At 53.6% G+C, this 23,140-nt stretch carries 21 protein-coding genes and 1 CRISPR repeat array; of the genes, 9 read left to right on the top strand and 12 right to left on the bottom strand.

The features are described from left to right. Positions 1–3 precede the first annotated feature (3 nt). Entirely contained in the window at positions 4–2,232 is a 2,229-nt protein-coding gene (locus QZJ86_RS16620; protein ID WP_301671594.1) for a fused MFS/spermidine synthase, read from the bottom strand. Between the two features lie 413 nt (positions 2,233–2,645). After that, positions 2,646–3,011, bottom strand: coding sequence for an ATP-binding cassette domain-containing protein (locus tag QZJ86_RS16615; protein ID WP_301671593.1), 366 nt, complete (start codon positions 3,009–3,011; stop codon positions 2,646–2,648). A 676-nt stretch (positions 3,012–3,687) separates the two neighbouring features. On the opposite strand from QZJ86_RS16615, the gene cas9 reads away from it, so the two are divergent. The 3 genes from cas9 to cas2 are packed head-to-tail and all read left to right on the top strand — an operon-like array spanning position 3,688 to position 8,014. Then, entirely contained in the window at positions 3,688–6,792 is a 3,105-nt protein-coding gene (gene cas9, locus QZJ86_RS16610; protein ID WP_301671592.1) for a type II CRISPR RNA-guided endonuclease Cas9, read from the top strand. After that, positions 6,789–7,688, top strand: coding sequence for a type II CRISPR-associated endonuclease Cas1 (gene cas1, locus QZJ86_RS16605; RefSeq protein ID WP_301671591.1), 900 nt, complete (start codon positions 6,789–6,791; stop codon positions 7,686–7,688). The genes cas9 and cas1 overlap by 4 nt, the downstream gene beginning before the upstream one ends. A gap of 20 nt (positions 7,689–7,708) precedes the next feature. Continuing rightward, positions 7,709–8,014 (top strand): CRISPR-associated endonuclease Cas2, encoded by a 306-nt coding sequence (cas2, locus tag QZJ86_RS16600; protein ID WP_301671590.1) that lies wholly within the window; start codon positions 7,709–7,711, stop codon positions 8,012–8,014. A gap of 49 nt (positions 8,015–8,063) precedes the next feature. After that, a CRISPR array of direct repeats spans positions 8,064–8,693; the repeat unit is 36 nt; unit sequence AGTGTAACCGACTAAGGTCTACCGCCAAATCACAAC. Positions 8,694–8,934: 241 nt separating this feature from the next. Here the strand turns inward: cas2 and QZJ86_RS16595 are convergent. After that, the gene (locus QZJ86_RS16595; protein WP_301939014.1) at positions 8,935–9,222 is read right to left on the bottom strand and encodes a type II toxin-antitoxin system PemK/MazF family toxin; all 288 of its coding nucleotides are present in this window, start codon (positions 9,220–9,222) and stop codon (positions 8,935–8,937) included. A gap of 335 nt (positions 9,223–9,557) precedes the next feature. After that, the gene (locus tag QZJ86_RS16590) at positions 9,558–9,866 is read right to left on the bottom strand and encodes a ribbon-helix-helix protein, CopG family (RefSeq protein WP_301671589.1); all 309 of its coding nucleotides are present in this window, start codon (positions 9,864–9,866) and stop codon (positions 9,558–9,560) included. Between the two features lie 46 nt (positions 9,867–9,912). On the opposite strand from QZJ86_RS16590, the gene QZJ86_RS16585 reads away from it, so the two are divergent. Together QZJ86_RS16585 and QZJ86_RS16580 are read left to right on the top strand one after the other, a co-directional pair. Then, positions 9,913–10,047: a hypothetical protein gene (locus QZJ86_RS16585; RefSeq protein ID WP_301671588.1), complete on the top strand. Its 135-nt coding sequence runs from the start codon at positions 9,913–9,915 to the stop codon at positions 10,045–10,047. Positions 10,048–10,409: 362 nt separating this feature from the next. Further along, a complete protein-coding gene (locus QZJ86_RS16580) occupies positions 10,410–11,726 on the top strand; it encodes an alpha/beta hydrolase (protein ID WP_301671587.1) in 1,317 nt (438 codons plus the stop codon). Here the strand turns inward: QZJ86_RS16580 and QZJ86_RS16575 are convergent. Then, positions 11,719–12,330, bottom strand: coding sequence for an NUDIX domain-containing protein (locus tag QZJ86_RS16575; protein WP_301939012.1), 612 nt, complete (start codon positions 12,328–12,330; stop codon positions 11,719–11,721). The two genes, QZJ86_RS16580 and QZJ86_RS16575, sit on opposite strands and share 8 nt — an antisense overlap. After that, positions 12,330–13,439, bottom strand: coding sequence for a PQQ-dependent sugar dehydrogenase (locus QZJ86_RS16570; protein WP_301671586.1), 1,110 nt, complete (start codon positions 13,437–13,439; stop codon positions 12,330–12,332). The genes QZJ86_RS16575 and QZJ86_RS16570 overlap by 1 nt, the downstream gene beginning before the upstream one ends. 112 nt (positions 13,440–13,551) lie before the next feature. Here QZJ86_RS16570 and htpX point away from each other — a divergent pair, with 112 nt between their 5' ends. The 3 genes from htpX to QZJ86_RS16555 all read left to right on the top strand — a co-directional run bounded on the left by htpX (position 13,552) and on the right by QZJ86_RS16555 (position 16,264). Further along, on the top strand, positions 13,552–14,427 hold the full coding sequence (htpX, locus tag QZJ86_RS16565; RefSeq protein WP_301671585.1) for a protease HtpX: 876 nt from the start codon (positions 13,552–13,554) through the stop codon (positions 14,425–14,427). Between the two features lie 43 nt (positions 14,428–14,470). Further along, positions 14,471–14,698, top strand: a complete 228-nt coding sequence (locus QZJ86_RS16560; RefSeq protein WP_301671584.1) for a DUF2835 domain-containing protein — start codon at positions 14,471–14,473, stop codon at positions 14,696–14,698. A gap of 186 nt (positions 14,699–14,884) precedes the next feature. After that, positions 14,885–16,264, top strand: a complete 1,380-nt coding sequence (locus QZJ86_RS16555) for an L-serine ammonia-lyase (RefSeq protein WP_301671583.1) — start codon at positions 14,885–14,887, stop codon at positions 16,262–16,264. A 144-nt stretch (positions 16,265–16,408) separates the two neighbouring features. Here the strand turns inward: QZJ86_RS16555 and QZJ86_RS16550 are convergent, their stop codons facing one another. Genes QZJ86_RS16550 through QZJ86_RS16535 form a run of 4 tightly spaced genes read right to left on the bottom strand, consistent with a single transcriptional unit; the run spans position 16,409 to position 19,086 of the window. Then, positions 16,409–16,753, bottom strand: a complete 345-nt coding sequence (locus tag QZJ86_RS16550) for a YdbL family protein (RefSeq protein ID WP_301671582.1) — start codon at positions 16,751–16,753, stop codon at positions 16,409–16,411. An 11-nt stretch (positions 16,754–16,764) separates the two neighbouring features. Beyond that, positions 16,765–16,962 carry a YnbE family lipoprotein gene (locus QZJ86_RS16545; protein WP_301671581.1) on the bottom strand — a complete coding sequence of 66 codons (198 nt, stop codon included), beginning with the start codon at positions 16,960–16,962 and terminating at the stop codon, positions 16,765–16,767. A 43-nt stretch (positions 16,963–17,005) separates the two neighbouring features. Then, entirely contained in the window at positions 17,006–18,841 is a 1,836-nt protein-coding gene (locus tag QZJ86_RS16540) for an intermembrane phospholipid transport protein YdbH family protein (RefSeq protein WP_301671580.1), read from the bottom strand. Further along, the gene (locus QZJ86_RS16535; protein ID WP_301671579.1) at positions 18,838–19,086 is read right to left on the bottom strand and encodes a hypothetical protein; all 249 of its coding nucleotides are present in this window, start codon (positions 19,084–19,086) and stop codon (positions 18,838–18,840) included. Before QZJ86_RS16535 ends, QZJ86_RS16540 begins: the two co-directional genes overlap by 4 nt. A 267-nt stretch (positions 19,087–19,353) precedes the next feature. Between QZJ86_RS16535 and QZJ86_RS16530 the strand changes: the two genes are divergently transcribed. Beyond that, positions 19,354–21,666 carry a diguanylate cyclase gene (locus tag QZJ86_RS16530; RefSeq protein WP_301671578.1) on the top strand — a complete coding sequence of 771 codons (2,313 nt, stop codon included), beginning with the start codon at positions 19,354–19,356 and terminating at the stop codon, positions 21,664–21,666. 50 nt (positions 21,667–21,716) lie between these two features. Here the strand turns inward: QZJ86_RS16530 and QZJ86_RS16525 are convergent, their stop codons facing one another. Then, positions 21,717–21,986: a phosphopantetheine-binding protein gene (locus QZJ86_RS16525; protein ID WP_455429809.1), complete on the bottom strand. Its 270-nt coding sequence runs from the start codon at positions 21,984–21,986 to the stop codon at positions 21,717–21,719. Then, positions 21,976–22,770 (bottom strand): lysophospholipid acyltransferase family protein, encoded by a 795-nt coding sequence (locus tag QZJ86_RS16520; RefSeq protein WP_301671576.1) that lies wholly within the window; start codon positions 22,768–22,770, stop codon positions 21,976–21,978. The genes QZJ86_RS16525 and QZJ86_RS16520 overlap by 11 nt, the downstream gene beginning before the upstream one ends. Positions 22,771–23,140 lie beyond the last annotated feature (370 nt).

Below are 23,140 nucleotides of genomic sequence, written 5' to 3'. Positions count from 1 at the left end.
TTCCTATTTCCAAATGCCAATAATATGAGTGAAGTCGTCGGTCCAAGGTTGCAGACCAAACGTCAGCGGCAGTTTCTGCCAATGCCCGAGCCGGCTTTGTTGTAGCCGTTGTAAGCGCTCGGGCTGCTTAGCGATGACCACCCAGTCGGTGGCGACCACCAGAGGGACATCGGTTTCCGGTTTAAATTCCTGCAACAAGGCCGCCAAATGCAGTTGATTGACATGGTCGGCCAGCACTTTTTTCAGGGCCAGGTGGCGGTTGGTGATGTGGAAGGCCAGCAAACCGTTGTCTTTCAGCTTGCTGAAGTATAGCTGCAATGCCTCGCGCGTCAGCAAATGCGTGGGCACCGCATCCGAGCTGAAGGCGTCCATGATCAACAAATCGAAGCTGGCGTCGGCTTCCTTGAGCAGCGACAAACGCGCGTCGCCGACGATCATTTCCGCTTGTTTGTTGCAGCGGCTCAGATAGCTAAACCAAGCCGGATTCTGCGCCACTTCTACGACTAACGGGTCGATTTCGTAGAACTTCCAATGCTGTCCTTCCTGGTTGTAGCAAGCCAAGGCGCCGGCGCCCAAGCCTACCGCACCGATATGCCAGTGCCGATTTTCGTTGTCGAACTCCGCAAACAGCTGGCCGATGGGGCCAGGGCGGCTGTAATAGGTTAAAGGCGTGGTGACGTTGGCCGGCGTCAAGCGCTGAGCGCCATGTTTGGTGGTGCCATGGTATAACTCGTGAACTTTCTCCGGCCGCTGGTTTTCGTCAGGGATCACGGTATCGCGCACCGACATGACGCCGAAGAAAGTGCGTTCTTGATACAAGGTATTGGAGGCCATGCTATGCAAGCCCAGCGTGAATAATAAAATCACCCCGGTCAGCACACCCAGGCCGATGGGGCTATGCCGCAGGGAATAACTCAAGCCTGCCAGTAGAATCAGTGCACCGCCGATCAAGTCCAGATAATCGAATAGCTGGTCGGTGCTGAAATAAATCGTCAGGCCAGTAATTAGCACCAACATCGGAAAAATCGGCTGCAAAAACCATTTGCCGTTGAAAAAGCCCGGACGCAGCAGCAAAGCGGCGACGATCATGATCGGATATTCGTACACCGCATTAAAGATAAACGGCGCGACGAAGGTATTGAACAAGCCGCCCAGCATGCCGGCAAACGACATCACCAGATAAAAGCGGGTCAGATATTGCGGATGCGGCCGACTTTTCGCCAATTCGCCGTGGCAAACCATCACCGCCAGGAAGAAGGCCATTAAATGCAGAATCAAATCCAGCCAGTAGGGTAGGGTGGCGGGATTGATGAAGGAATACGCGATAAATACCGTCAATACCGCGGGCTGCGCGGCCAGCATCCACGGCCGGATGCGGTCGGCCCAGTTGCTGAACACCAGGATAAAGGTCAACAAATACAGCGTCAGCGGCACGATCCACAGCAAGGGCACGGCGGCTATGTCGGTGCTGATGAATTGCGTCAAACCCAGCAACAAGCTGGAGGGCACGAAAGCCAGTGCCAGCCAGCGCAATTGCAGCAGCGTTGAAGGCGGTTCAACGCCGGCATCCATTAACACAGCGTCGTCTTCTTTGTCGGCTTGACTGCGCCAGAAGCTGACCGCACAAACTAGAATCAACGCGCACAAACCGATATAGCCGCCGCTCCAGATCAGTCTTTGGTTGACCAGACCCAGATTCGGCTCGATCAGAAATGGATAGCTCAACAAAGCCAACAGGCTGCCGGCGTTGCTGGCGGCATATAAATAGTAAGGATCGTCGCTACTATGATGACCGCTAAGGGAAAACCATTTTTGCAGCAGCGGCGCGGTGGTGGAGACCACGAAAAAGGGCAGGCCGATGGCCAGGAATAAGGTCCACACCAGCCACAAGGTCGGATCGCCGCTGGTGGGCGGTGCCGAATCGGGTGGCAGTGCCACCGGCAGCGCAATCGCGCTGAAAATCAGCAACGCGGTATGAATCTGAATCTGCCGCTGGCTGCCCAATCGCGAACTCAGCCAGTGCGCGTAGAGATAACCCAGAAACAACAAGGTTTGGTAAAACACCATGCAGGTATTCCATACTGCCGGCGTGCCGCCCAGCAGCGGCAGCAGAATCTTGCCGAACATCGGCTGCAGTACGAACATCAGCGTCGCGCTGATGAACAGGGTGGCGGCGAATAAAATAACCGGGGAAATCAGGGGGTTGCTGGCGGGCTGCGGAGTGCTATTCATTGTTATTCTTGTCGTTGCTGGGCATATCTCCGCCCAATGATAAAACATTTGGCTGGGATTGTGGCTGGCAATTCCAAAAGGCGCCAGATTAGCAAGTGGCTTTAGCTAAACCGGCGGTTTGGATCAAATCGGTCCGTTCCGTTATCCTGAGCCATCGGCGGCAAGCGTGGGCTATCGGTGCGGACTGCGTTCAACTGATGGGTGAAGTATCGTCTTGGGTTGATCGACAACGATTCTGACGCCGGGGGGCATCACGCGATAGTCCTCGCTACCTTATATTTTGCCGAAGCGGCGGCGCAAACCCACTAACAGTATCCAGCATGCCCAATTCATGCATCAAAGGGTTGAACAGTTGCCCTTGGAATAGGTGGCGACGCGCTTGGCGTGGGCGTCGGCTTGCAGACCGCTATCGCTCAACAATTGTCCGGCTTGCTCGCGGCCGATATGAATGCCGGCCAGCGTGCAAAAAAAAGTTCAGGTTCTCCAGGCCGCTCATCAACTCGTACAGCGCGACGTTCTCCGGCAGATAGGCGATTTTTCGCCCGCACCAGATCGGGGTGGTCGTGCGGCGACTCGCCTTCGATCAGCACTTGGCCGCTAGTCGGGCGGTTAAAGGTTAAAAAGGTGCTGATGGTGCTGGACTTGCCGGCACCGTTGCCGCCCAGCAAGGCGTAGACGCAGCCCCTGGGTACGCCGAGATTCAAGGCGTCGATGGCGCGGTGCTGTTTGTATTTGACGACTAATTGGCGGGCTTCAAGAACAAGAGGCGAAGAACTCATGGTGTTAAGGGTTTTTCCAAAAATAGGGGTTGGCGGACGGAATACACAATTCCTGGCGTCGTTTTCAATCTCGAATAAGCGGTGGAAAGGTTGACATAATTTGCATGCCGCGCCAACGGGTTATTTTCACAAAAGTCTTGTTCCGGCCTGCGGTCGATGCCGGCGGAAACGATGTTTTTATACCTTTTGCGCATCAAATTTCGGCGCCGCAATCCCCTCTCCTGCTGGAGAGGGTTAGGGTGAGGAGATTCAAAAAACCGAAATTTGAAGTGCGATGACTATACAACTCATTCTTCAACGGGTAGTTATGGCGTATCGAAGCGGATGTTTTTTATTTTCGGCCAGCTTCTCATGTTAGGGATGCTGGTATACGCTGTTAGCCACAAATCATCAGGGACAGAGATTTCAGCCATGCAGCACATCGACAAAATCGTCAAACTTCACAACTTGCTGAAACACCGGCGTACGCCGATTTCCGGAACGCAAATGAGTGAGTGCGGCTCGAAATTGATGTAAAAACGATGGGCATAAAAAAGCCCCCTTAGGTTTTACCTTGCGAGGGCTCCGGTCGCCTGAAAGCGTTGCCTACGGAAAAACATTCCATTGGTATGAAAAGGTTAATCGGTAGACCTTAGTCGGTTACACTGTAGACTGGATTCTACACTATGGAGCAACAATGCAGAACAAGAAAGTTTTGGGCCTGGATTTGGGCAGCAATTCCATCGGTTGGGCGTTATTGGAGGAAAACGATGGCAAGCCGAGCAGGATCATCGATTTGGGTTGTCGGATTTTTATCAAGGCGGTGGAAGAAAAAACGCCCACGCCCAAAAACGCGAAACGTCGTCGCGCGCGTCTCGCCAGGCGGATATTACAGCGGCGCACAAGGCGCAAACAACGGCTGCAAAATTATCTAATCAAATTAGACTTACTGCCTGCCGAACTGCAAAATCATCCTCATCCCGAACTCGTTCTGAATTCACTTGGCGACCCGTATCCGTTGCGCGCCAAAGGCTTGGATCACGCGCTGACTGCCCATGAACTAGGCCGGGCGTTATTGCATTTGGTGCAACGGCGCGGTTTTTTGAGTAGTCGAAAGACTCTGCTCGGTGACATGCTGGACGATCCGGATGTATTGGCGGAACTGGATGCCCTGGAAAACACTGACGATGCCGACGACGAACGCGCCAAGGAAGAGTCGGCCTTCAAACACGACATTGCCGAACTCCGTGCCGCGATTGTGAATGCGGGCTGCCGGACCTTAGGCGAATATCTTGCAGGCTTCGACCGCCATCAATGCCAACGCAACCGTAGCCATGACGGCGGCCATTTACGCACTGATCGCGCTATGTACCGCGAAGAACTGGAATTAATCTGGCAAGGCCAGCAAAGGCATCATCTTGTATTAACCGACAGCGTCAAAGAACAAATCGAACACATCATTTTTTACCAGCGGCCTTTAAAACTGCGGGCGGACCGCATCGGTAAATGTTCGTTGGAACCAAAAAACAACCGGGCCAACATCGCCCGGCTGGAATGCCAACGTTTCCGCTATCTGCAAGACATCAACAATCTGCGCTATTTCGAACGGCATTCCGAGCAATGGTTACCCTTAAGCGAAGCGGATCGCCAGAAGCTGGTCGCGCTGTTTGAGCATGAAGCCGCGCCTAGCTTCGCCAAAATCCGCAAAACCCTTGGTTTAGACAAACGTACCGAATTCAATCTGGAAAGAGGCAATAAAAAACTCAAAGGCAATACCACGGCGTGCAAAATTCGTACGGTGTTGTCGTCAGCGTGGGATGGTTTTGCGTCGGAGCAGCGACAAGCCCTGGTCGAGGATTTATTGACTATTCAGAAAAAATCGATCTTGAAAAAACGCCTGATGCAGCATTGGGGATTCGACGCCGGGATTGCGGTAAAACTGTGTTTGCTGGAATTCGAGCCAGGACATAGCAACCTGTCCAGTAAAGCGATCCGCAAATTACTGCCGTATCTCGAACAAGGCCAGCTATTTTCCGAGGCACGCGTCAGCGCCGGCTACGGCTACGAAATCGACGTACTGAAGCCCTTTAAAAAACTGCCGCAACCGCCGGAAGTCAACAATCCGATCGTCCAAAAAGCGCTACATGAATTACGTCGAGTGGTGAATGCCGTCATCGCCGAATACGGCAAACCCGACGCAATCCGCGTGGAAATGGCCCGCGATTTGGAGATGAATACCAAACGCTACGCCGAACACGAGAAACAACAAAAAGCCAATACCAAGGCCAACGAAGAAGCCGAAACCAAATTCGCCGAAATACGCGGGCAAAACCCGCATTTGGCCCTCAGCCATAAAGCCAGCCGCAACGACAAGATCAAATACCGACTATGGAAAGATCAAAACCATAGCTGCGCCTATTCCGGAAGGAGTATCAGCCTGGCGACATTGTTCGGGCCAGAAGTCGAAATCGACCACATTTTGCCTTACAGCGAATCGCTGGACGATTCGTACATGAACAAGGTGGTGTGCTTCACCGCCGAAAACCGAGCCAAGGGACAACGCACGCCGATTGACGCCTTCGGCGGCGATTCAGAACGCTGGAATCAAATCGCCCAGGCCATCAGCCGCTGGGACAAACGCATGATCGCCAAGCGTAACCGCTTTTTCATGACGGCCGCCGAGGTTCAACAGCGGGACTTCATCAATAGCCAACTGAACGATACCCGCTACATTAGCCGGGTCGCGCTGGATTATTTAAAACAACTGGGGGCGGACGTATCGGTCAGCAAAGGCATCACGACCGCCTGGGTGCGCCACCAATGGGGACTCAATAACTTGGTGGGCGATAGCGCCGAAAAGGACCGCACCGACCATCGCCACCATGCTATCGACGCCACAGTAGTCGCTTGCGTGGACAGGCGGTTTTACAAAGCGCTGGTGGATAACGCCAAGGACTTGGAACGCCGAAAATCTCAATTGGACCCGCGTGATATTCACGTCGATCCCTGCTGGTCGACGTTGCGGGACGATTTAGACCACGCATTGGCTAACATGATCGTCAGCCACGCGCCGCAACGCAAACTAAACGGCGAATTGCACGAAGTCACCGGTGCCGGGTTTATCGAGGGTATTGGCAATGTGCATCGTAAAACACTGGATGGTGGCTTTACCCAAACCGACAAAATACTCGATCCGACCGTCAAGGCCTTGGTGGAACGACATTTAGCACGATTCGGCGGAAAACCCAAGGAAGCGTTCGCACCGGGCAATACGGTGTTGCATAAGGACGGCAAAACGCCGATCAAGCGGGTCAGAATTTTGCAATCCAAAACTACGCTGGAGAAACTGCAAAAAAGCAAATTCGGTGTTCGCAATCGCCAAGGCGACGTTTTCAAGTGGCTGGCTTATGGCAACCTTCACCATGTCGAAATCTTAAAGGACAAGGTCAGCGGCAAGTACTTCGGCGAATTCGTGACCATGATGGAAGCCAGTCGGCGCGTCAAAGGCATAGGCATGGAGCGTCAACCGATTATCAAAATTGATCATGGCGAAGGGAACGAATTTGTTATGGCGTTACACATTAATGATATCGTCAGCATTCAGGAAAATGGATTAACACGTTTTTATCGAATTCAAAAACTTGATGCGGCAAACAAACGCTTAAAACTTCGGATACACACTGCCGCTACTTTGATTGATGACACAGAAACTCTTCCAGATCGTCTATCTTCCATCGATGCATTGCTTAATGTTGGTTTAACAAAGTACGAGATCAATGCTATCGGAAAACCGATTTTATGATTAAACGCATTGTTGACGTTAGCGAGCCGTCATATCTGCATCTGGCTCATAAACAATTAATCATCGAGCAAAAAGGCGAAGCGGTTGGGCAAATTCCGATCGAAGACCTGGGCGTGCTGATTTTACAGAACCCGGCAATTGTCGCGACCCAAGCCGCACTGCTGGCTTGCCAGCAAAACAATGTGGCAGTAGTGTTGTGCGACCAGCGGCATTTGCCCTATTCGGTGTTACTGCCGCTGACCGAGGCTAACAGCCTGCACAGCAAAATCATTCGCCAGCAGATTGCGGTGAATCTGCCCACTCGCAAACGCTTATGGCAGCAGATTGTTCGTCAGAAAATCGCGGCGCAAGCTATCGTCTTGAAGCGCTTAAACAAGAACACCGTTGCGTTGGAGCGACTGGCCGCGCAAGTCAAGAGCGGAGATGGTGACAATCTGGAAGCGCAAGCCGCGCAAAAATACTGGCGCTTGCTGTTCGGCGATCAATTCAGACGAGATAGCGAAGCCGCCGGTATCAACAGTTTGCTCAATTACGGTTACGCGATCATGCGAGCGCTGGTGGCCCGTGCCATAGTTGCCAGCGGCTTGCATCCGGCCTTGGGCGTCAATCACAGCAGCCAATACGACGGCCTTTGTCTGGCCGACGATCTGATGGAACCGTTTCGCCCCTGGATCGATTACCAAGTGTATCGATTGGCCGAGGAATCGGCCGACTTGGCTATCGACAAGCGCAGTAAAGTGGCGCTACTGAACTTGTTGAGCGAGCCGGTGATTTTTGGAAAGCAAACGTTGCCGCTGATGGTGGCCTGCCACTATTTGCTGGCCGATTTCAAGCGGGCCTATGCCGATAGATCGGCCAAATTGGAATACCCGCGCTGGACGGTGCTGGAACCATGAATTTCGGAGGATTGGACAGCATGTGGGTCATAGTACTTTTCGACCTGCCAACCGAAACACACGAAGACCGTAAGCGCTATACCGACTTTCGCGGGTTTCTGTTGGACGACGGCTATACGATGATGCAGTATTCGGTCTACATGCGCCATTGCGCTAGCGACGAAAACGCCGAAGTCCACGTCAAGCGGGTCAAAGCCAAATTGCCGGCGGATGGGGAAGTACGTATCGTCAAAATCACCGACAAGCAATTCGGCAAAATCGAGGTGTTTTATGGTCCGAAACCGCAACCGATCGAAAGAACGCCCGAACAATTGGCGCTTTTTTAAATTAAAAGCAACCAATTGTTCAGGTGTTTCAATGAATTACCCGGCGGGTAGTGTAACCGACTAAGGTCTACCGCCAAATCACAACAATGAGCACATCATTCCGCCGCGTTAGCCGAGTGTAACCGACTAAGGTCTACCGCCAAATCACAACTTACCTTCACAAACAACCGGGAACCTTCAAAGTGTAACCGACTAAGGTCTACCGCCAAATCACAACTTTGCATAGGGCATCAAGGCTAGACCTACCAGTGTAACCGACTAAGGTCTACCGCCAAATCACAACAGGGGGCGCACCCGTACAACCATCGCCGCCAGTGTAACCGACTAAGGTCTACCGCCAAATCACAACGTTCCACGCGAAGGATGATTGACGATTTAGAGTGTAACCGACTAAGGTCTACCGCCAAATCACAACTGTAAAGGTTTGCGACAACTGTTTTCGGCAAAGTGTAACCGACTAAGGTCTACCGCCAAATCACAACCACCGCCCGTTAACGCACCCGCCACCGCGCAGTGTAACCGACTAAGGTCTACCGCCAAATCACAACCGCAAACTGTGGCAACGTATTTTCCGTTTAGTGTAACCGACTAAGGTCTACCGCCAAATCACAACACCTAACTGGGGTGGTGGGCAACAAGCAGCAGTGTAACCGACTAAGGTCTACCGCCAAATCACAACAATACAGGTGTGTTGTAACCGACCATTAAACTTCACGGCCGAGAACTCCGTCCGATTGACTTTCACCGCTTTCGAAGCAAAAGAGGTCTAGTTCAGCCGGATACTCGCGGTTCGTTCTGGCAACTGACGTTCGCCGAACCGGTTACCGGCCCGCTGGCATTGCTTTGGCTGCCATTTTGGTTTGGGTTTGTTTGTACCATTGAGCGCCAAAGGGTAACTGGGGATGCATTCAACCGTTGCCTCACCACAACCCCAAAACCCCTCTCAAACTCTTCTCCACCGCCGCCATTTCTTCGGCGGTGACGGTGGCGAGTGGACCTTCACCGAAGCGGGAGCGGTCAAGGGCGCGGACGTGTTCGATCATCACGTAGCTGAGGTTTTTCAGTTGGCCGCGCGGAGTCACAAGAACTCGCAGCGGTGCCAGGATTGGCCGAAATTGACTGGTCAGCGGTGCCACCAAAATGGTGGGCAAGCCGCTGCCTATCATCGCGTCGTCCTGCAAAATCAATACCGGTCTGGTCTTGCCAATCTCGCCGCTTTCGCTGAAAATCTTGGAAACGGAGCGATAGCGAAGTGAAGATTTTTAGACCGCGATAGCCGTAGCGCCGGGCGGGTTTTCGTAGTGAAGCGGAGAAAACCTGCAAGGCATCGCGAAACGGCGTCAAGTCATGCGAGAGCCAATGTTTCGACCCCTTGTTGGGTCGAAACGAGGTGACGCGGACGAATCGGGGCCGCCGGAGGCATAAGCGGTCGCGTAATTTTTGCCGCTTGATTGGGCTGGGATGCCCAAAACAAGCTTTCGCAAAAATAGCGACTCCCCGATGTTGGGGTTAAGATTGGCGGTCCACACTTCGCCGCGTCGCATCATTCCCACCACTTTTCATCGGGGTTTATGTCGGCGGCGCGCTCTTCGGCAATCAAGCGGTCAAGACCATCGTCCACCGCGTCGAAATCTTCGGCAATTTGTAGCGCTTCCGCCCTGGCTTGCGGATCGTTGGCCAAGGCGCGTGCCGCTTCCACCATTTCCGCCATAAACCGCTCGCGCTCGCGGCGGGCCAGGTATTCGGTAATCGCCAGCCGGGCGATTTCCGATTGGCTTTTACCTTCCAATTGGGCTTCGGCTTTCAAATGGGCTTCGACATCGTCGGGTAGACGTAGGCTGATGGCTGGCATGGCATGCTCCGAGTAACGCAATGATGAATACGGATTGTATTACAAAATGAATGACGAACGCCCGCCCATTCAGCTAGAACTACCGCTACCGTTTTCGGAGCTGTCTGGCGATATGCCGTTATTACCGGCGCGGATGATCAACGAATATCAGTATTGCCCACGTCTGGCGTACCTGGCATAGGTGCAGGGCGAGTGGGCGCTAGCCTGCATTCCCCGTCCTCCTGCCGAGCCCCAATGAATTCGTTCATACCAATGGGAATCGCTTTTTCAGGTCGCGAATTCGATCGGGCACTGGGCGTGTTGCGGGGCGTCGGCGTTTAACAGCTTGGCAAGGCGCCGATGGTTTTGTCGGCGCGGTGGCCGCTTTTTGAGGGTCCGCGCTGCCTAGTCTGGCGGGAGCAGCGGCAGTTATTTAGATGCTGTTCCCCGCTCTATTTTTGTTTACCCAAATTTACAATTTATCAGCGGCGATTTGCCGGTGTCTGGGCGATACTATAAATCGTCTATCCTTCCAGTTTATCTTGTTGCCGGAGTCGCAAAATCATGCCCCAATGTTTTACATCGCGCCTATCGTTCCGCTTGCTGTTAGTCTGCTGTCTGCCGTTATTGAGCGCTTGTTCCGCGCGGCCATCCTTGCCCAGTCAGGAAAGCCAACTGGAGAAACTGGAAGAGGCGATGAACAGCGGTGTCTATAAACCGGCACGCGGTTTTGCGATAGATAGCAGTCATGATATCTGGACGCACGACGGCACCGAGTTGGACGTGGAAATCACCGGGCCGAGCGCGCCGGGCAGCTATCCCTTGATTATTTATTTGCCCAGCTTGGGCGAGGACGCCAGGGCCGGCCGCTTGTGGCGGGAGGCCTGGGCCAAGGCCGGTTACGCGGTATTCAGCATGCAGCCCTTGGCGATCAGTCAGGCACTGAAGGCGTTGGAAGCGGAGCGCAGATTCGACGAACCGCTGGAAATGCCAGACGAAGAAGGCATGGAACCGGTGGATGACATGGAGGAGCCGCGTCGGGAGCCGGAGAGCGGCGGTTGGTTCGGCAACAAACCGCGTCAGCCTTCGCGGACGGCTCGCGAAAGCGAGCTACGTTACGTGGGACATCAGTATTTCGCGACCGAGAATCTTAAACAACGGATGGCGCATTTGTTCTGGGCGTATCGGCAGCTGAAAATTCGGGCCGGCTTGCATCAGCCAGCGTATGCGGCAGCGGATGTGTCCAAGGTGATTCTGGCCGGTTACGATTTGGGCGCGCAAACCGTAGCGGCGGTATCCGGTGAGCGTTTCGATGCCAGTTTGCCGATTGGCGATGAACTCAAGCCCATCGCGGCGATAGTGCTGAGTCCGTCGGTGGACCTGGCGGAGGGTAATGTCGGCAGCCGGTATCAGAAATTGAATTTGCCGATGCTAGTGATCACCGGCAGCGAGGACAACGATCCTTATGCGATCAGTTCGGCGGCGGTGCGGACGGCTGTCTGGGAGCACGCGCCGGCCGGCGGTAAATATCTGTTGTTGTTGCGCGGCGCCGGGCACCGATTGTTGGCGGGTAACGAATTGGGCGGACGCTTTGGGCTGAGCGGTTCGAGACGGCAGGCGCGAAGCATGGGGGGAGTTGAATCGGGTGGCACAGGCGCTGCCCGTCGTCGAGCGTTGAATACTGGCGAACCAGCCAGTGGCTTGTTCGACAAAGCCCAGCGATACGATCCCAATTTGGGTTACAAGCAGGTCGCTGCCGTGGCTAGTGTTTCCAGTGCGTTTTTGGATATGCTGATCAAAAAAGACCAATTCGCCCAAGCCTGGCTCAACGAAAAAGCCACTAAATGGCTGGACAGGGCAGGTTCCTTACAGCTTAGGTAGTAGCCCTGTTTAGCCAATTTTCGCGCAGCTTGCCGCGATGAATGTACAGCCATTGGATGGCGATGATGGGGATGCCGGATTCGAATTTGCCGTCTTCCAGCATTTGAAATGCCACCTCGAATTTGACCGCATTGACGCGGATGTCTTCGTCTTCCTCGTTCAGGCCGTGGATGCCGCCGACTTTGCTGCTATCGACCCGGCCGCAGAATAGTGTGAGCCACTCAGAAGAACCGCCGGGCGTGGTGTAGAAGCTTTGTATCTCGATAAGATCGAGAATTTCGCAGCCGGCTTCCTCGCGGGCTTCGCGATAAGCGACTTCCTCGGCGGTCTCGCCTTCCTCGATGGCGCCGGCGACGATTTCCAGTAACCAGGCCCGTTGCGGTTGCAGGATCGCGCCGACCCGGAATTGTTCGATGACGACGACTTCGTCGCGATTCGGATCGTACAGCAATACCGCCACGCAATTGCCGCGCCGGAACAATTCCCTGGTGAGAGGCGAGCTCCAGCCGCCGTTGAATAAAGTGTGTTTTAGCGTGTATTGCTCCAACCGGAAAAAACCCGCGTAGACGGTGCGGCTGTTCAGTATTTCGAATTGCTCGTCCATCATTTTCCGTAGCTCACCCGGTAGATCACGCCCAAGCTGTCGTCGCTGATCAGTAAGCTGCCGTCGCGCATTTGCACGATGTCGTTCGGCCGTCCCAATACCGTGCCTTGCGCGGTCAACCAGCCGCTGATGAAAGTTTGTTCGTTATACGGTTGGCCTTCGCGGATTTTGACCACGTTAACTTGATAGCCTTGCGGTTCGCTGCGGTTCCAGGAGCCGTGTTGGGCGACGAATAGTTGCCGGAAATAAGTGTCGGGAAACTGTTTGCCGGTGTAAAAACGCATGCCCAATGGCGCGATATGCGCTTTGTACTTCCAAATCGGGGCGGTGAATTTGTAGCATTTTTTGTCGCCGGCATGATCGGGGTCGGCGATGCTGCCGGCGTGGCAGTAAGGGAAGCCAAAATGTTGGCCGACTTGGTTCCATTCGTTCAGTTCGTCGGGCGGGGTGTCATCGCCTAGATAGTCGCGACCGTTGTCGTTGAAGAACAGATGGCCGCTACGCGTTTCCCAGTCGAATCCCACCGTGTTGCGAATGCCGCGCGCCAGTATTTCCATATTGCTGCCGTCGGCATTCATGCGAATCAACGAGCCGTAGATCGGTTTGTCCGGGTCGCAGACATTGCAAGGTGCGCCGACCGCGGTATACAGCTTGCCGTCCGGGCCGAAACGTAAATACTTCCAGCCGTGGTGGCGGTCGGAAGGCAGTTGGTCGAATACCGTGGTCGGTTGTGGAGGATTGGTCAGGCGGGTGCCGATGTTGTCGAAGCGAATGATGCGTTGGATTTCGGCGACGTACAGCGAGCCGTCCTTATAGGCCACGCCGTTGGGCAGGTTGAGCTGTTGGGCGATTAGATAGCGTTGTTCGGCGATGCCGTCGCCGTCCTTGTCTTGCACCGCATAGACATGCCCTTGCCGAGAGCCTACGTACACTACGCCGTCATCGCCTAGCGCCATCTGCCGGGCATTGGGAATATTGTCGGCGAAAATACTGATATTAAAACCAGCAGGCAGCTTTAACTGCTTTAACACGGCTTCTTGTTCCAGGCTGGCCGCCAGGCACGACGGAGCGACGACAAGCATCAATAACAGCGACTTTATAATTTTCATTTTTATGTCCCTCAAGTAAACTTTGCTTGATGTTAACACTCTATAGCCTTGAATTTAATCTTTCAGCACCCCAGATTGCTTCCACACCATAACAACACAGGAAAGTTACACCATGATGAGAATATTGCTGTTTCTGGCCACCAACGTGGCCATTATGATTGCGATCAGCATCATATTTAATGTACTAGGCTTGAAAGGGGCGTTGGACGCCCAAGGCGTCAACTTGAATTTGGAAGGCCTGCTGGCCATGTCGGCGGTGATCGGCATGACCGGTTCGGTTATTTCCCTATTCATGTCCAAATGGTCGGCAAAAAACGCGATGGGCGTGCATGTGATCGACCGTCCGCAAAACCAAACCGAACAATGGTTGGTCGGCATCGTCGCCCAACAAGCGAAACAAGCCGGCATCGGTATGCCGGAAGTCGGTATTTTCGACGCCGCCGAAGCCAACGCCTTTGCCACCGGCGCCAGCCGCGATAACGCCCTGGTGGCGGTCAGTACCGGCCTGCTGCACAGTATGAGCGCCGACGAAGTGGAAGCGGTAGTCGGCCATGAAATCAGCCACGTCGCTAACGGCGATATGATCACGATGGCCTTGATGCAAGGTGTGGTCAACACCTTCGTGTACTTCTTCGCCACCATCATCGGCCATGTGGTGGACAGAGTAGTATTTAAAACCGAGCGCGGTTACGGCCCGGCTTATTACATCACCCAGATGGTCGCCCAAATCGCCTTGTCGATTCTGGCTTCGATGTTGGTCATGTGGTTCTCGCGTTACCGCGAATTCCGTGCCGACGCCGGCGGTGCCAGCTTGGCCGGTCGTCAAAAAATGATAGGTGCGTTAAGGGCTTTACAGCGTTCGCACGAACCGGCGCAATTGCCCGGCGAACTGGCGGCTTTCGGCATCAACGGCGGCGGCGTGCAACGTTTGTTTATGAGTCATCCGCCGTTGGAAGAACGTATCGAAGCCTTGCAAAACAACCGTTAATTCATTGTTTAGCTGCGCCGGCCATGCCGGCGCGGTTGTTTCCATGTCCAATCAATTCATCCGCTTCCAACTCTATCTGAGTTCCGACCAGTATCTAAGCTTTTACCAAGGCGTTGCTAAAACCGTGACGGTGATCGCCGACGACGGCCGCCGCATCGCATTTCCGGCCGGGAACGTCAGGCGGTATTTGACCAAGGATGGAATTCAGGGCTATTTTGAAATGGAATTGACCGCGCAAAACAAGTTTGTAGGCATTAAAAAATTGGGTTGATCTGTGAACAAAACCCTAATGTGCCTCTGATCCTGCCCAAATTTAACGGGCATCCAGTTAAGAAGCCAATCTCTGCCGCTTTGGCCCAACAGCCGCGGTATGATCATTGCTTGATTATTGGTGAGATTAACTTGGCTTGTCCTAGATGCCGGGTTGATAGCGTTTTTACACTTTTGCGGGGCGAGCATGGCTATCAGCGTTTTCGATATTTTTAAAATCGGAATTGGACCTTCCAGTTCGCATACAGTGGGGCCCATGCGGGCGGCGAAGACCTTTGTCGGCAATCTGGAGCAACAGGGTATCATCGGTCGAGTTGCCCGTCTGCGGGTAGAGTTATTCGGCTCTCTCGGCGCAACCGGTAAGGGGCACGGCACCGATAAGGCCGTATTGTTGGGGCTGGAAGGCGAGGCGCCGGATTCGGTCGATCCCGATCTGATTCCGCAACGGCTACAGACGATACGCGATACAGGGATTGTGAGTTTGCTACAGCGCTACCCGATACAATTCAATGAAAAAGCCGATTTGTTGTTTCAGCGCAAGGTGTTGCCCTACCATTCGAACGGTATGCGCTTTACGGTCTTCGATGCCGGTGGCGCTGAATTGTTGCAAGCCGATTACTATTCGGTTGGCGGCGGTTTTGTGGTAACCGACGCGATTGCGGCGGCCGATCGTTTGAATAATGACGATACCTGCCTGCCGTACCCATTCAAAACTGGTGCAGCGATGCTAAAACTGTGCACCCTGCATAACAAGTCGATCAGCAGCTTGATAATGAGCAATGAAAAGGCTTGGTTGAGCGAAGCGCAAATACGTCAGGATTTGCTGAAAATCTGGCGGGTCATGCAGGCTTGCGTCGACCGGGGTATGCACCAGGAAGGCGTGATGCCGGGTGGCATGAAAGTGAAGCGCCGGTCCGCGAATCTTTATCGACAACTGAGCGGCGAAATACCGCAACAAACGCCTGGCGTACCGGTCGGTACATTGGATTGGGTGAATTTGTTCGCGCTGGCGGTCAGCGAGGAAAACGCCTCGGGCGGTCGGGTAGTGACGGCACCGACGAATGGTGCGGCGGGCATCATTCCGGCGGTCTTGCATTATTATTGGCGGTTTTGCGAGGGAGCGAACGAAGATGGCGTGATCCGTTTCTTATTGACGGCTGCGGCGATTGCGATTCTTTATAAAGAAAACGCTTCGCTGTCGGGGGCCGAAGTCGGCTGCCAAGGCGAAGTCGGCGTCGCTTGTTCGATGGCGGCTGGCGCTTTAGCCGAAGTGCTGGGCGGCACACCGGAACAGGTCGAGAACGCTGCCGAAATCGGCATGGAGCATAATTTGGGTTTAACTTGCGATCCGGTCGGCGGTTTGGTGCAAGTGCCTTGTATCGAGCGAAATGCGATGGGCTCGGTCAAGGCCATCAATGCCGCGCGGATTGCGCTACGTGGCGACGGCACCCATTTCGTGTCTTTGGATAAGGTCATCAAGACCATGCGCGAAACCGGCGCCGATATGAAAACCAAATATAAGGAAACCTCGCGCGGCGGATTGGCGGTTAATTTGATTGAGTGTTGACGGGGCTCCGTAGGTTGCAGGGGAGGAGGATCGAAGCCACTACGTCGTTTCTTTGAATAAACGCGCTTGTTTCAGCGTGGGCGGAGAACCGTCAGCCGTTTCCGCCATAGTGCCAAATACCCGATCACCAACGCCTATTTTTATTCAGCGCTGCACCCAGCCAGACGGTGTCTCCACAAATTGTCCCGGCGCGGCTTGCCCTATCACTTTCTGAGCAGTCAGCCGGGCCACTTCCTCGGCCGCGACACCGTTCTTAGCGGCAATGCGTTGGTACTCGGCTAAACGTTGGGCATTGATGCTTTTAACCAGTGCTTGTATCTCGGCGGATGCGTCAGGTTTAACCAGGCCCAGGAGACCATTCATCTGTTCGCCCACCAATCCAGAGGACTTGGCCGTCGCTAGATCGACGGCGGCACTAACCGGCATGGCGACCAGGCATAAGCCAAGAAACAGCGGCGCCAACATGGACAGCATTTTTTTGTTTTTCATCGGTGACTCCTTTAAAACAGGCCTTTCTGGCTGGTGATCAATTCGTCTACGTCTTTTTCCACTTTCAAGCGGATTTCGTGTTCGATCTTGACGTTCATATTGATTTCAATCGGTTTGTCCGGCGCTTCCAGTTTGACGGAGGGCGAACACCCCGTGAGATAGACGCTGCCGCATATGATGGCCGCGCAGCTTGCAACTTTCCAGTTCATTCATTCCTCCGGTCCGCCGGCGGCGGCTTGGTTTATTGATTCCCTATTTTGGGGGTGGTGGCTTTGGCGATGATTTAGCATTTGCCGGTTTAGCGGTGGCCTGCTCCAAAATAGTTCGTTCGAAATCGCCGGCTAAAATACCTTTTCGCAATAGCTCGGGCAGCTGGCCGCTGATATTCAGGTTAAAGGCCAGCGGATGTCCGGACAGTACTTCCGGGTTACTGCCTTCCAAACGCAAGCCCAGATGATAATCGCCATTGGGGCGATAATTTACCTTGGCTTGCAGATTTTGGTAAACCAGGTTTCGTAGCGCCTTAAAGGCAATATTCTCGCTGTCGGCCGGTCCAACATAGCGTAACACACCCGGTCGGGTCCCGCTGAGGGAGCCTTCTTGCAGGTCGATAGTTCCGGCGGCTAGCTGCAAGGGCAGTTCGCCGTCGATACGGCCGGTTCCGGAAATATTCGGGTAATGCAGGCTGTCCAATAGTTGCGACAGATCCACGCCATGCACGCGCAACGTCAACAGCATGGGCGTTTGTTCCAAGCGTATTTTGCCCGGCATCAACTCCATCGTGCCGTCGAATATAGCCAAACTGGCGTGATCTAGCGTTAATTCCTGATCGAGATAGCGCGCCTTAACGTTAAGATCGCGCGCCACTAACTCCTTGCCCAAGCCTAGTGTCGGTATCTCTGCAGACAAGTCTATGGCCCGTTCCGCCAGTTCCGGGATGGTTAGCGCGATGTTGCCGTTCTCAATTTGCGCCGCGCCGGCTGCCAAGGCCAACGCGCTAATCTTCAACTGTGCGGTTCCGGAGCTGTCTTGATCGGCTGGCTTATGCAGATTGAAGTTTCCTTGTACCTTGCCGTTGGAAAGCGTCCAGCTGGCGGCCATCGCCGGCAACCACGGTTTGACTAAATCGAACGCTTCCGTGGCGGACATGTCCAGGCGGCCGACGGTATCGATGGTCTGGTTGTTGGCCATCGACAAATCGATAGCCAGTAGAGCGCGTTTATCCCGCGTCAGCAAGGCTTTGGCTTGCAGTGTGGCGAAGTTGTCCGGCGATTGGGCGTTTGCGCTCAGTTGCGTAGCGCTTAGCAGCGGGCTTATCTTCGCTAAGTCGGTTGTTTGGGTTTTTGCCCGCAAAGTCTCCGGTATCAGCAAACTGCTGCCAAACCACTCGATAAGCGCAAGCGCGTTGGCATTCAGGCTGATTTGCTTGGCGGGTTGGTCAAGTTGTTTGGCATTCATTTCGAAAATCTTGCCGCTCGGTAGCCGTTCGACCTTGAGTTTGGCGGTGCTAAAACCAGGCTCGATTTCCAGCCAAATCGATTGTTGACTGTCCTGAAATTTTGCTTCGATCGAATCGGCCGCGCCGCGCACGATGTCCGCCTGACCGGTGAATCGGCTCAAGCCCCAAGGCGTATCGATGTCGATATCCAGTTTTGCAATGCTCAATCGGTCCAGCGGTAAGCGCTTGGCATCGCTGTCCGTAGCGTTTTTTGTTTCGGTTTTGTCGGCAGGATGGTAGTTAAATTTCAGCGTGGCGTGAGCGATGCTGAGGGTGTTGACGATTTTTTTTTCCAGGTCGTAATCGGTTGTGACATCTTCCATCGCAACCGATAAGTCGCCGGCCAGGGTTGCCAGACCGAAGCTGATTTCAGTGAGCTTGGCTTGTTTGAAATCGAACGCAAGTCCCGACAGCCTGGGGGCTATTAACGCGGTTTGTTTTAGTGAGTGTTGCAGCAGCCACTGCACCAGTATCGATCTTTGCCACCAAACCGCCAAACCAAGCAATAGCAGCGCTATTAGCGCAGCGATCGCGGTTCGTAGCCACGAACCGCGCCGTTTCGCACTTTTTGGCGTAGGGGAGAGTGTCATAGCCAACGACAGCCGATCAACTGTGCCAAAAAAAAGGTGCTGAAAATACCCTTAGCCAGCGTCACGGCGAAGGCATGCACGATCGAGGTATCGCTGGCAGCCAATAGCCCATAGGTCAGCAAGATGGTGAACGCTGATAGCGTTACGGCTAGCGCAGTATTGTTGCTGGCTTCGTCGCTGTCGGCCATCTGAAAAAAAACCGCATAATCCACCGCCGCATTCATCGCGAATCGGATGCCGGGCACTGACGATCGGCGATAGAGTAAATTTTGGATTTTAAACAAGCATATATCGCATAATAAGATTTCATTGCGGCCGGTAAAACCGGCCAAGCCGTGTTTTTAATTAACCTAAATTCATCGATTCGGTAACTAGACTATACTGTTGACACTTAGCTTATACAAACCCGACGCATTCCATTGGAGCGGGTTTGCCTTCGTGTTTATCCTGACTACTATTATCAACTTTTAACGACAGACTGTTAATTTGAACTGTTCGATCCCAGTAAATCAATGTCCGATCAAATCATCAAATATGCCGAATTAGTCGATGTCGTCAGTCTGCAATCGCTGATGGATAGCCTGAGTCAGGCGATTGGTCTTGGCAACGCAATTCTCGACACTGATGGTGGGGTTATCACGGGTTCCGGTTGGCAGGAGGCTTGCGTCGGTTTTCATCGGGTTAATCCCGAAACCTGCGCCAACTGCATCGAAAGCGACACGTCGTTAGCCAAACACCTGTTACAAGGTGAGGATTTTGCAATCTACGATTGTCTGAATGGTTTGGTCGATGTGGCAATGCCGATTATCGTCAGTGGTCAACATGTGGCTAATGTATTTATCGGCCAATGTTTTACCGTGCCGCCCGATCTGGAGTTTTTCCGCAGTCAGGCCCAGCGATACGGTTTTGATGAGCACAGTTATCTGCAAGCCGTTGCCAATATCCCGGTGATCCCCAGGCCGCGGCTGGAAAAGATCACCAAAATGTATGTTGAGTTGGCGCAAACCCTTGCCAATCATGGTCTGGACCGCTTGCAACAAAAGCAGAGCACGGCCGAACTAACGAAACTCAACAATGAATTGGCTCAGCGCGTCGAAGAGCGCACCGAAGAGTTGTATGAGAAGAATCTGCAGTTGCTGCACGAGAAGCGGGCGCTGGCCGTTAGCGAGGCGCGGTTAACGGCGCTGTTCAAGCATATGAGCAGCGGCGTGGTGGTATTCAGACTCAGTGACGATGGTGACGACTTTATCATTATTGGTTTTAATAAAGCGGCCGAACGCATCGAAAAACTCACTCGCCGCGAAGTGATCGGCAAAAGACTCACGGCAATGTTTCCCGGTATGGCGGCGTTTGGTTTGCTGGCTGTTTTGCGGCGAGTCGCCAAAACCGGACACCCGGAAGCCTATCCGGCGGCCTATTACCAGGACGAGCGGATCCAGGGTTGGCGGGAGAGTTATGTCTACAAGCTGCCCGGCGGCGAAATCGTCACCATTTACAACGATGTCAGCGAGCGCAAAGAGGCAGAACAGGCGTTGCGAACCAGCGAAGCCAATCTGAAAGCCTTTTTCGATCACTCGCCGATCGGCATCAATGTTTTCGACCAGAAGGGTAAAGTCTTGACGGTGAATCGGGCTGCGCGGGAAATGTTCGGCGTATCGCCTGACGATTCCTTGGAAAACTATTGTTTATTCAACGATCCTGCCATTTTGCCGGAGACTAAAATTGCGCTGAGCCAAGGATTATCCGCATCCGAGGAACGCTTCATCGACTTTCAGCTAATCAGGAAACATCGGCTTTACGAAACCAGTAAACCCGTGACTAGCCAAGTCTATATCCAATTAAATTTCACGCCTTGTTTTACCGACAATCAGACGCTGGCCGGCTATATCGCTTCGATCATCGATACTACCGAGCGCAAGTTGGCCGAGCAACGACTGCAATTGACCCAGTTTTCGGTGGAGTGGGCGACCGACTGTTTATACTGGATCGGCCCGGATGCCACGATTCAGTTTGTCAACCAAACCGCGTGCCGCTCTTTGGGTTATAGCCGCGAGGAATTGCTGGAACTTCGCGTGATGGATATCGATGCGCGTTTTTCGGCGGACATGTGGTGGAGCCATTGGCAAGAATTAAAACGAAACGGCTCCTTGAAGTTTGAAACTGTGCAGCGCACTAAAGATAAGCGCGAAATACCGGTGGAAGTGATCGCCAATTACATCGTCTTTGAAGGTTTGGAATATAACTGCGCCTTCGTACGGGACATTAGCCAACGCAAGGCCATGCAAGCCGAGCTGGAGCGTCAGGCGCGGACCGATTATCTGACCGGTATCGCCAACCGCCGTTATTTCATGGAGCAAGGCGAAGCGGAGCTGGCGCGGTCGGATCGTTACGGTAATCCATTGTCGGTGTTGATGCTGGATATCGATCATTTTAAAGCCGTCAACGACGGCTATGGCCATGCGGTTGGCGACCAGGTCCTGCAAGAAATGAGTGGCATTTTAGCGGCCAACTTAAGGGAAATCGACATTCCCGGCCGTTTGGGCGGCGAGGAATTTGCGGTTTTATTGCCTGAAACCAATCACAGCAAGGCCGTTGAAGCGGCGGAACGATTGCGGGTCTCGGTGGCCGATAGCCAACTCCTGCTGGATTCTGGGCAGGTGTTGCGCTTCACGGTATCCATCGGCGTCGCTACGCTGATGGATAAAAACACCAACATCGGTAACCTGCTTAATCTGGCCGATAAAGCGCTGTATCACGCCAAGCACAGCGGCCGTAACAAGGTCCGTAGTTTTTCGAAATTCGCTCAAGATTGCATTAATTTGTAACATCACCACGTCGCCGGTGGTGCGGGCCGACTTAAAATTCTCGGGTTTGGTCATATTGCCGGGGACTTTCTTCTGCTGCGCTCGGATTCGATAAATTGGGCGAGTGTTGCTACCGAGGCAAAGATTTTTACCACGTCGTCTTGTTCGGCATCGATTTTGATTTGGTATTTTTTGCGGATCGCCAGACCCAGTTCCAAGGCATCGATGGAATCCAGTCCCAGGCCGCTGTTGAACAGCGCGGCATTGCTGTCGATATCGGCCACCTCGGAGTCCTCCAACGCCAGTGTGTCGATGATCAGGTGTTTTAATTCAGTTTCCATCTCGCTCATTGCGTTCTCTTTGTTGGGTAAAATAATCCTGTAAATATTGAGTCAAACGCCGCACCGCAATCGACCGGGGTTGTAACGCTCGGAACGGCGCCATTTCGAGGTCCTCACCCACGATCATTTGTAAATGAAAGCGTTGCGGTGGAATTTGGTACCAGGCCTGGTCCTTGGTCAGCGTGTTGGGCCGGCAGCTTAGCGTCACCGGCGTGATTATACTATTGGCTTGCAAAGCAATCGCCGCCGCACCGCGTTGAAACCGATAAGGTAGGCCCGGTACCGAGCGGGTGCCTTCCGGGAAAATAATCATCGCTCCGCCGGCTTGCAGCCAGGCCGCGCAGTCGTTAATCATGGTTTCCGAATCGGCATTGCTGATATAGCCGGCATTTAAAATCGGCCCGCGCATGGCCGGATTACGCCACAGGCTGGCCTTGACGATGCAATTGGCTTGCTTAATCCGGCTGAGCAGAAACACCACGTCCACCAGGGTCGGATGGTTGGCGACGATCAATTGGCCGGGGCGGTTGAGTTTTTCGAGCCCAATCACTTCGTAAGTCATCACGCCCAAGCGATGCATCAAGCCAATAAAGGCGTAAAAACTGATATGTACGGTGAATTGGGCTCGGCGGGCTTTTTGATCCCGGTTGCCGGGCCACAGGGACAATAGCGGAAACACGAGAAGCCAGAGTAAGACGCCGCCGATGCCAAAGCTGGTAAAGCTGATGGCGGTAGCCAGCAAGCGCCAGCCGTAATCGATGTGTTGTATTAATTTTTTTGCCATTGCCAGCTGCGGCCCTGATCACCCAACTGCAATATGGTTTGCTCGGATTGCAGGAACTTGTTAAAGGTCGGCAATTGTAGCGGTTGCTCGCTGTCGTGACGAGTAGTAGGGGATAAACAAACGTAGCGTTTGGTCGTGACCGTTGCTCGCTAGCCTTAGCATCGGCGGGCAAGAAATTCGGAGTCCATCGCAAAGCCGGTGGTCGGAAAGGACTCCGGCAAGGCCTTGATAAATCCCGGCTCCAGACCTGAGGTGGCTGGCGCTCATGCAACAATCTCGGAGCGGTCGGCGTATACCATGGAAAACAAGCCGCCGGCATCGTTTCGCCCGACGCCCATGCCCCCGCCAAGGATGGCGAATTGGCAAGACA

This window comes from Methylomonas montana, from assembly GCF_030490285.1.
Lineage (GTDB): Bacteria > Pseudomonadota > Gammaproteobacteria > Methylococcales > Methylomonadaceae > Methylomonas > Methylomonas montana.
This window is presented reverse-complemented; position numbering and strand designations above follow the sequence as displayed.